Here is a 9,022-nt window from a genome sequence, read left to right as displayed (position 1 = left end):
TAACCGGCCTGTTTTGCTCGCAGTTTGCTGGCCACCACCAGCTTGCGCGTTTTTCGCTTTCAGTTCTGCAGGGCGCGCGCCAACCGTGCACCGACGATCGCGTTGTGCTTCACGAGGGCGATGTTGGTCGTCAGGCTGCGACCACCCGTCAGCGCCTTGATGCGCGCGAGCAGGAAGGGCGTGATGGCTTTGCCGGCGACGCCTTGCGCGTCGGCTTCCGCCAGGGCCTGGGCCGTGATGGCATCGATTTCCTCGCGCGGCATGGCCTGGGCTGCTGGCACCGGGTTGCTGACGACGACACCGCCGGCCAGGCCCAGCGTCCACTTGGCGCGAATGAAGCGGGCCTGCTCGTCGGCCGAGTCCATGCGGAAGTCCGCCTTCAAGCCGCTGTCGGGGGTGAAGAAGGCGGCGAAGTTGTCCTGGCCGACCGACAGCACCGGCACGCCGTGGGTCTCCAGGTACTCCAGCGTCAGGCCCAGGTCGAGGATGGACTTGGCGCCCGCACAGACGACGGCCACCGGCGTGCGCGCCAGCTCCTGCAGGTCGGCCGAGATGTCGAAGCTCTCATGCCCGCCGCGGTGCACGCCGCCGATGCCGCCGGTGACAAAGACCTCGATGCCGGCCAGGTGGGCGCAGATCATCGTCGCCGCCACCGTCGTGGCACCGAGGCGCCCGGTGGCGATGGCAAACGGCAGGTCGCGACGGCTGAGCTTCATGGCGTCGGGCGCCTGGGCCAGCTGCTGCAGTTCGGCGTCCGTCAGGCCGACGCGGATGCGCCCGCCGATGACCGCGATGGTGGCCGGCACGGCGCCTTCGATGCGGATGACGTCCTCGACGTCCCGCGCCGTGTCCAGGTTCTGCGGCCAGGGCATGCCGTGGGCAATGATGGTCGATTCGAGGGCCACGATCGGTCGGCCCTGCTCATGGGCGGCGGCGACTTCGGGCGAGAGCTGGATCAGTTCGTTCATCTATCGTTCTTCCAGGAATCTGGGGTTCAGTTCGGGGTGGACGCTGTCCTCGGTCTGCAGCGTCAATGCGGCGAGGTCCAGGCCCAGGCGGGCGGCGGCGTCGAAGTCGTTGGGCGCGCGCAGCAGCGAAGCGCAGACGCCGGCCGACAGCGCGTCGCCGGCACCGGTCACGTCCACGACGTGCACCTGCGGCGCCGGCCAGTGGCGTGGTGCGCGGCCCGGCGTGCTGAGCAACAAGCCGTCGGCGCCCTTGGAGACCAGCACGCAGCCGACGCCGCGTGCGTGCAATGCATCGAAGGCCTCGTTCGCGTCTGCCGCGATGGTGGCCAGTTCACCGGCATTCATGACGAGCAGGTGCAGGCCGTCCAGGCGCTCTGGCAGTCTTTCCATCTTGGCTTCGGACACCGCCACGCCCACCAATGGGATGCCGCTGGCGCGCGCCTCGCCGAGCAGCAAGGGCCAGGCGTCGGTGGGCAGGTTGCCATCGGCCACGACGAGGGCGGCCCCGGCGCGCAAGGCTTTGCTGGCCGCCAGCGCCCAGGGGTTCAGGCTCTCGACGAGCGGCATCGAGGCCAGGCCGAGTTCCAGGCTGCCGTCTGGCGCGAGCACCGCGGTGTAGCTGTCGCTGGCATGGCGGCGCAGCCGGATGACGGCGCGCGTGTCGATGCCGACCTGGGCGGCCTGCTCCAGCAGCATGCGCCCACCGGCGTCGTCGCCCACCGCGGCAACCAGCGCGACCGGCAGGCCCAGCCGCGCCAGGTTTTCGGCGACGTTGCGCACGACGCCGCCAGGAGTTTCATGTGACTCGCAGGGGTTGGACGACCCGTGCAGGGAGTTGGACAGCAGCCTGAGCTTGCGGTCGATATTGAGGCCGCCGATGCAGGCAATGGGGGCGGCGGAGGTGCTCATTGCCCGATTCTAGGAAGTCACCCGCCGCGCGCCCCAGGGGCTTGCGCTAGGAACCATGCCGCCATCGCGTCTGCCAGGGCCTGCACCACCTGCGCGTCGTTGCGCCCGCTGCGGGCCCGGACATGGAAGGCGTGGTCCGCATCATCCTCGAGATGCAGCGTGGCTGGGTCGCCCAGGCCCTGGACAACGCCCCGCAGCAAGGCCAGGTCGGCCAGCTCGTCCCGCGTGCCCTGCAGGAACAGCATCGGTACGGCGACCTGCGCCAAGTGCGCCGCCCGGTCAATGGCCGGTTTGCCAGCCGGGTGCAAGGGAAAGCCGACGAACACCAGCCCACGCACACCCGGCATCGCCTCGGCCGCCTGGGCCTGCGAGGTCATGCGGCCGCCGAAGGATTTGCCGCCGGCGAACAGCGGTGTGTCGGGCAACCGCTGGCGCGCCGCCGCCACCGCAGCGCGAACGGCGGCGTGCGCCACAGCGGGCGAGTCGGGGCGCTTGGAGCCGCGCTCCATGTAGGGGAACTGGTAGCGCAGGGTCGCCACCGACGCGTCGAACAGGGCCTGCGACAACGCCGCCATGAAGCTGTGGTGCATGCCGGCACCGGCGCCATGAGCGAACACGTCGGTCGAACGCGGCTTGGGCGGCTGCAGCCACAAGGCCGAGACCGTGGTTTGATCGTCAACGGTCAGCGTGAGGGACTCAGGCGTGCTCATGGTCACCAGCTTAGTGCGCTAGAGTCGCCCGCGGTGCGGCGCCACGCCGCCCACGTCGCTCGGACGGTTCCGGGCGCTCACGTGAACACTGCCAATGACCTCTTCTTCCGCCTCCAGCGGCAAGCGCCGCTTCGCGCGCATCGACCGTCTCCCACCCTACGTCTTCAACATCACCGCCGAGMTCAAGCTGGCGGCCCGCAGACGCGGCGAAGACATCATCGACATGAGCATGGGCAACCCCGACGGGGCCACACCGGCACACATCGTCGCCAAGCTCAACGAAGTCTCGCAACGGCCCGACACCCACGGCTACTCGGCCAGCAAGGGCATCCCGCGCCTGCGCCGCGCGATCTCGCACTGGTATGAGCGCCGCTACGGCGTCACCATCGACCCCGACCACGAAGCCATCGTCACCATTGGCTCCAAGGAGGGTCTGGCCCATCTGATGCTGGCCACACTCGACCGCGGCGACACCGTGCTGGTGCCGGACCCGAGCTACCCCATCCACATCTACGGCGCGGTAATTGCCGGCGCCGACATCCGCGCCATTCCGGTCAGCAGCGAGGTCGACTTCTTCGCCGAGCTGGAGAAGACCATCCGAGGCAGCTATCCCAAGCCCAAGATGATGGTCTTCGGCTTCCCGTCCAACCCGACGGCGCAGTGCGTGGACCTGGCCTTCTTCGAGCGCGTCGTGGCGCTGGCCAAGAAGCACGACATCCTCGTCGTGCATGACCTGGCCTATGCCGACATCGTCTACGACGGCTACGTCGCGCCATCCATCATGCAGGTGCCCGGCGCCAAGGACGTGGCGGTCGAGTTCTTCACGCTCTCCAAGAGCTACAACATGGCCGGCTGGCGGGTCGGCTTCATGGTCGGCAATCCGGATCTCGTCGCGGCGCTGGCGCGCATCAAGAGTTATCACGACTACGGCACCTTCACGCCGCTGCAGGTCGCCGCCATCGCTGCGCTGGAGGGCGACCAGCAGTGCGTCAAGGACATCACCGCCAGCTACCAGCGCCGCCGCGACGTGCTCTACAAGGGCCTCATCGAGGCCGGCTGGGTGGTGGACTGCCCCAAGGCCAGCATGTACATCTGGGCGCCTATTCCCGAGCCCTACCGCGAGCTCGGCTCGCTGGAGTTCGCGAAGCAGTTGCTGGAGAAGGCCAAGGTCTGCGTATCGCCCGGCATCGGCTTCGGCGACCACGGTGACGGCCATGTGCGCTTTGCGCTGATCGAGAACGAGTCGCGCATCCGCCAGGCGGTGCGGGGCATCAAGGCGATGTTCAAGGCCGATGGCCAGCTGAAAACATGAAACCTCAAGCCCTCATCCTCGACCTGGACGGCACCCTTATCGACACGCTGGGCGACTTCGTTGCCGTGCTGGGCCGCGTGCTGGCCGATCTCGGCCTGCCACCGGTCACGTCGGCCTTCGTCGAGCACACCGTCGGCCGCGGCAGCGAGCACCTGGTGCGCACGACGCTGGCCGAGGTGGGCGGCGCGCCGGCGCTGTTCGAGCAAGCCTGGCCGCTCTACCAGCAGCACTACGCCGGCCTGAACGGCGAGCATGCGACCGTCTACCCGGGCGTCGTCGAAGGGTTGGAAGCCCTGCGGGCGCTGGGCCTGCCGCTGGCCGTGCTGACCAACAAGCCGGGCGCGCCGGCGCGCGAACTGCTCAGGCGCAAGGGCCTGGATGGCTACTTCACCCACGTCTTCGGCGGCGACGACTTCGCGCGCAAGAAGCCCGATCCGCTGCCGTTGCTCAAGACCTGCGAGGCGCTGGGCACATCGCCCGCGGCTACCTGGWTGGTGGGCGACTCACGCAATGACGCCGAGGCCGCGCGCGCGGCCGGCTGCCCGCTGGTGCTGATGACCTACGGCTACAACCATGGCGAGGACATCCGTGCCGTGCCGGCCCTGCAGCATCTGGGCCGGCTCGACGATATCCAGTTCGGCTGACTGAGGCCCATCGTCTGCCTACGGGCCGAGCGCCGGGCCGCTCCCAAGCCGGCCCGATTGCCGATGTGCTCGCGGCTCGATGCCGCGAGCATCGGCGCCCCCTCGGGGGGCCGCTCAAGCTCGCCCGCGTTCAGCGTGGCGAGCTTGGGCGCGGGGCTCCGTTTCAGCGGCGGCGTTCGCGCTTGATGCCGAGCAGGGCTTCTTTCAGCGCATCGTCGGCCGGCTTGTCGCCCAGCCAGATGCGCAGCAGGGCCGTGAAGAACTCAGGCTCCTTGATCGGCTCGCTCAACAGCGACTTGCCGTTGACCAGCAGCGTCGACCCGAGCCCGGGCACATAGTCGACCGTGAAGTTGTCGCCGCTGTTGAGCTGCTTGCGGCTGGCGAAGACTTCGCTCAACTTGAGCACGCCATTGATGGACTTGACGAACTCGTCGCGCGGCGCGTTGGCTTCCATGCCCTTGGTGAAAAGCTTGCCGAGTTCGTTGCCGTCGATCTCGCGCAACATCTGGATATGGATGCGCTTGGGGCCGGGCGCCGCGAGCACCTCGGGCGTCGTGCTGACCTTGTGCGTCAGGTACAGGCCCGCCGTGTAGACCTTGACGACAAACTTGTAGYGCACGCCGGCGCCGTTGAGGACCAGCTTCTGGCCCGCCAGGTCCATGGCCGTCTCGTACTTCACGTTGGCCACCTCGACCGTCTCGGCCCAGGCGCTCCCCCCGCTCAGACTGCCCACGGCCACCAGGGCCGCGACGATGAATGCGCGCATGTCTCGCTCCGTTGCTGTGCCGCGATGGCGGCATCTTCGTGAACCGAAGTATGGCGTGTCAGGCTCAAAGACCCGCTGATACACTGATCCGATCATGTTCATCACGCGGAAGTACATCACGGGGTCGAGCGACCGGGGAGCCTGGCCCTGGCGTCGCTGGTTCACCGCCGACTGATGCTGCTTGGCGCGCCCTGACGCGCTTTTTCTCGCGTTGCCCGTTCTCCATCGGGCTGCACGCCAAGCCCTGAAAACTGTCTTTTCAAGGTTTGACCGTGATCACCGAACTTGAATTCCAGAGCCTCGCTGCCGAGGGCTACAACCGCATCCCGCTGATCAGCGAGGCCTTTGCGGATCTCGAAACCCCGCTGTCCCTGTACCTCAAGCTCTGCGCCGGCTCCGGCCAGGGCCGCAACAGCTTCCTGCTGGAGTCCGTCGTCGGCGGCGAGCGCTTCGGGCGCTACTCCTTCATCGGCCTGCCGGCCCGCACGCTGATCCGCGCAACGGGCCAGCTCTGCGAAGTCGTCACCGACGGCGCCATCGTCGAGACGCACGAAGGCAACCCGCTGGACTTCATCGCCGCCTACCAGGAACGCATCAAGCCCAAGATCCCGACGGGTCTGCCGCGCTTTTGCGGCGGCCTGGCCGGCTACTTCGGCTACGAGGCCGTGCGCGCCATCGAGAAGCGCCTGGACCGCGATCACGCAGGCGAGAGCCTGGGCACGCCGGACATCCTGCTGCTGCTGTCCGAGGAAGTCGCCGTCATCGACAACCTCTCCGGGCGCCTGTACCTCATCGTCTGGGCCGACCCGCGCCAGCCGGAGGCCTATTTCCGCGCCAAGAAGAAGCTCTCGCAGCTGCGCGACAAGCTGACCTACAGSGTCAGCGTGCCCCGCGTGCCGCGCGGTGAAGCCCACCCGGTCACGCGGGGCTTTGCCAAGGCCGACTACCTGGCCGCCGTGGCCAAGGCCAAGGAATACATCGCCGCCGGCGACCTGATGCAGGTGCAGGTGGGCCAGCGCATCTCCAAGCCCTACAAGGCCGAGCCGATCGCGCTGTACCGCGCGCTGCGGGCGCTGAATCCCAGCCCCTATATGTACTTCTACGATCTGGGCGACTTCCAGATCGTCGGCGCCAGCCCCGAGATCCTCGTGCGTGAAGAACATGCCGGCGACGGCAGCCGCAAGGTCACGATCCGCCCGCTGGCCGGCACGCGCCCGCGCGGCGCGACGGTGGAGCGCGATCTGGAACTGGAAGCCGAGCTGCAGGCCGACCCCAAGGAGCGCGCCGAGCACCTGATGCTGATCGACCTGGCGCGCAACGACATCGGCCGCATCGCCYGCGTTGGCAGCGTCAAGGTGACGCAGTCCTTCGCCGTGGAGCGCTATTCGCATGTGATGCACATCGTCTCGAACGTCGAGGGTGTGCTGCGACCCGAGGTCGGCCAGCTCGATGTGCTGAAGGCCACCTTCCCCGCCGGCACGCTGACCGGCGCGCCCAAGGTGAGGGCCATGGAGCTGATCGACGAACTGGAGCCCGTGCAACGCGGCATCTACGGCGGCGCCTGCGGTTATCTGAGTTTTGCCGGCGACATGGACCTGGCCATCGCCATCCGCACCGGCATCATCAAGAACGGCATGCTCTATGTGCAGGCGGCGGCCGGCGTCGTCGCAGACTCGGTACCCGAACTGGAGTGGCAAGAGACTGAGGCGAAGGCACGCGCTCTGCTGCGCGCCGCCGAACTCGTCGAGGAGGGATTTTGATGAGCCCCCACGTTCACTTCGTTCACTGCCCCCCAAGGGGGATGGCCTCCCTTGGGGCGGCCCGGCGGGAGTCCAAATGCTGCTGATGATCGACAACTACGACAGTTTCACCTTCAACCTCGTCCAGTACTTCGGTGAACTGGGCGCGGACGTGAAGGTGGTGCGCAACGACGAGATCACCGTGGCGGAAATGTCCGCGTTGGACCCGGCCCACATCGTCTTCTCACCCGGCCCCTGCACGCCCAACGAGGCCGGCGTGTGCGTGGAGGCCATCCAGCACTTCATCGGCAAGAAGCCGCTGCTGGGCGTCTGCCTGGGCCACCAGTCCATGGGCCAGGCCCTGGGCGGCAAGATCATCCGGGCCCAGCGCCAGATGCACGGCAAGGCCAGCACGATCACGACCGATGGCCGCGGTGTCTACACCGGCCTGCCCAAGGATTTCTCGGTGATCCGCTACCACTCCCTCGTCATCGAGGAAGCGAGCTGCCCGGCGGTGCTGGAGATCACCTCGCGCAGCGAGGATGGCGAGATCATGGGCGTGCGCCACCGCGAACTGGCCGGCACGGCCACGCCGTGCGAGGGCGTGCAGTTCCACCCCGAGTCCATCCTCAGCGAGCATGGGCACGCGATGCTGCGCAACTTCCTGGAGTTGAAGGCATGAGCCCCGCACGGCCGCCCGAAGGGGCTCATTCCCGCGTGGCGGGACAGCGCGAAGCGCGAAGGGTGCACCAATGACCGACTACGCGCCCGGATCGGGCGCAGCCGCCACCGGCAAGGTCGTGGATCTGCGCAGCGACACAGTCACCAAGCCGACGCTCGCCATGCTCGCAGCGATCGCAGCGGCACAAGTTGGCGACGACGTCTTCGGCGACGACCCCACCGTCAACGCGCTGCAGGAGCGCGTCGCCGCCCTGCTCGGCAAGGAGGCCGCTCTCTTCATGCCAAGCGGCACGCAGAGCAACCTCTGCGCCCTGCTGGCCCATTGCGGCCGTGGCGACGAGTACATCGTCGGCCAGCTCGCCCACACCTACCGCTACGAAGGCGGCGGCGCGGCGGTGCTGGGCAGCATCCAGCCCCAGCCCCTGACCAACCAGCCCGACGGCACGATCAAGCTCGAAGACATCGCCGCCGCCATCAAGCCCGACGACCCGCACTTCGCACGCACGCGGCTGCTGGCGCTGGAGAACACCTGGAGCGGCAATGTGCTGTCCACGCAGTACACCAACGCGGCCTGCGAACTGGCTCATGCGCGTGGCCTGGCCACGCATCTCGACGGCGCCCGCCTCTTCAACGCCGCGGTTGCCTCGGGCCGCAGCGTGGCCGACCTGGCCCGCCCTTTCGACTCGGTCTCCATCTGCTTCAGCAAGGGCCTGGGCGCGCCCATCGGCTCGATGCTGGTCGGCTCGCGCGAGCTGATCGGCCGCGCCCACCGTGTGCGCAAGATGGTGGGCGGCGGCCTGCGTCAGGTCGGCCTGCTGGCGGCAGCAGCCGACCATGCGCTGACCCATCACGTCGACCGCCTCGCCGACGACCACGCGCTGGCCAAGCGCCTGGCCGAGGGCCTGGCCGCGCTGCCGGGTGTCACGGTCACGCCACCGCAGACGAATATCGTCTTTGCCCAGATCAGCGACGGCCGCACGCCGGCCCTGCTGGAGCACCTGAAGTCACGCGGCGTGCTGGCCACCGGCCTCATCGGTCTGCGCTTTGTGACCCATCTCGATGTCGACACCTCCGGCGTCGATCACGCCATTGCCGCCGCACGCGAGTTCCTGGAGCGCTGAGCCATGCCCATCACCGACACCGAAGCCCTGACCCGCGTCATCGAGCACCGCGAGATCTTTCACGACGAGATGCTGACGCTGATGCGCCGCATCATGGCCGGCGAGATGTCGCCCGTCATCTCGGCGGCGCTGCTGACCGGCCTGCGCGTGAAGAAGGAAACCATCGGCGAAA

General features: G+C 68.1%; 9 protein-coding genes and 1 pseudogene. 6 read left to right on the top strand and 4 right to left on the bottom strand.

Translation table 11 applies throughout. The annotated features are described in order from the left end of the window. Positions 1-59: 59 nt before the first annotated feature. Genes ACXJKR_RS16545 through ACXJKR_RS16535 form a run of 3 tightly spaced genes read right to left on the bottom strand, consistent with a single transcriptional unit; the run spans position 60 to position 2,587 of the window. A complete protein-coding gene (locus ACXJKR_RS16545) occupies positions 60-968 on the bottom strand; it encodes a pseudouridine-5'-phosphate glycosidase (protein ID WP_457323749.1) in 909 nt (302 codons plus the stop codon). Next, complete coding sequence (locus ACXJKR_RS16540; RefSeq protein WP_457323748.1) at positions 969-1,877, bottom strand: carbohydrate kinase family protein; 909 nt, start codon at positions 1,875-1,877, stop codon at positions 969-971. 17 nt (positions 1,878-1,894) lie between these two features. Next, positions 1,895-2,587 carry an alpha/beta hydrolase family protein gene (locus tag ACXJKR_RS16535; protein ID WP_457323747.1) on the bottom strand — a complete coding sequence of 231 codons (693 nt, stop codon included), beginning with the start codon at positions 2,585-2,587 and terminating at the stop codon, positions 1,895-1,897. Between the two features lie 94 nt (positions 2,588-2,681). Between ACXJKR_RS16535 and alaC the strand changes: the two genes are divergently transcribed. Beyond that, on the top strand, positions 2,682-3,899 hold the full coding sequence (alaC, locus tag ACXJKR_RS16530) for an alanine transaminase (RefSeq protein ID WP_457323746.1): 1,218 nt from the start codon (positions 2,682-2,684) through the stop codon (positions 3,897-3,899). Next, complete coding sequence (gene gph / locus ACXJKR_RS16525; protein ID WP_457323745.1) at positions 3,896-4,543, top strand: phosphoglycolate phosphatase; 648 nt, start codon at positions 3,896-3,898, stop codon at positions 4,541-4,543. Before alaC ends, gph begins: the two co-directional genes overlap by 4 nt. Positions 4,544-4,706: 163 nt before the next feature. On the opposite strand, the gene ACXJKR_RS16520 is transcribed toward gph, so the two are convergent. Further along, positions 4,707-5,309 carry a chalcone isomerase family protein gene (locus tag ACXJKR_RS16520; RefSeq protein WP_457323744.1) on the bottom strand — a complete coding sequence of 201 codons (603 nt, stop codon included), beginning with the start codon at positions 5,307-5,309 and terminating at the stop codon, positions 4,707-4,709. A gap of 272 nt (positions 5,310-5,581) precedes the next feature. On the opposite strand from ACXJKR_RS16520, the gene trpE reads away from it, so the two are divergent. From trpE to trpD, 4 genes and pseudogenes are all read left to right on the top strand, one after another. Continuing rightward, positions 5,582-7,069, top strand: a complete 1,488-nt coding sequence (gene trpE / locus ACXJKR_RS16515; protein ID WP_457323743.1) for an anthranilate synthase component I — start codon at positions 5,582-5,584, stop codon at positions 7,067-7,069. Positions 7,070-7,145: 76 nt separating this feature from the next. Beyond that, entirely contained in the window at positions 7,146-7,730 is a 585-nt protein-coding gene (locus tag ACXJKR_RS16510; protein WP_457323742.1) for an anthranilate synthase component II, read from the top strand. A 70-nt stretch (positions 7,731-7,800) separates the two neighbouring features. Then, complete coding sequence (gene ltaE, locus ACXJKR_RS16505) at positions 7,801-8,850, top strand: low-specificity L-threonine aldolase (RefSeq protein WP_457323741.1); 1,050 nt, start codon at positions 7,801-7,803, stop codon at positions 8,848-8,850. 3 nt (positions 8,851-8,853) lie between these two features. Next, positions 8,854-9,022: pseudogene (trpD, locus tag ACXJKR_RS16500) on the top strand (anthranilate phosphoribosyltransferase); the annotation flags it as partial.

The organism is Roseateles sp. P5_E11 (assembly GCF_054049355.1).
The sequence above is the reverse complement of the archived record's forward strand: the minus strand, read 5'-3'. Positions and strand labels throughout refer to the sequence as shown.

Excerpts from the sequence above, each read along its gene's own strand:
- ACXJKR_RS16535 (WP_457323747.1), bottom strand. The coding sequence starts at position 2,587 with ATGAGCACGCCTGAGTCCCTCACGCTGACCGTTGACGATCAAACCACG.
- ACXJKR_RS16510 (WP_457323742.1), top strand. The coding sequence starts at position 7,146 with ATGCTGCTGATGATCGACAACTACGACAGTTTCACCTTCAACCTCGTC.
- ACXJKR_RS16540 (WP_457323748.1), bottom strand. The coding sequence starts at position 1,877 with ATGAGCACCTCCGCCGCCCCCATTGCCTGCATCGGCGGCCTCAATATC.
- ACXJKR_RS16545 (WP_457323749.1), bottom strand. The coding sequence starts at position 968 with ATGAACGAACTGATCCAGCTCTCGCCCGAAGTCGCCGCCGCCCATGAG.
- ltaE (WP_457323741.1), top strand. The coding sequence starts at position 7,801 with ATGACCGACTACGCGCCCGGATCGGGCGCAGCCGCCACCGGCAAGGTC.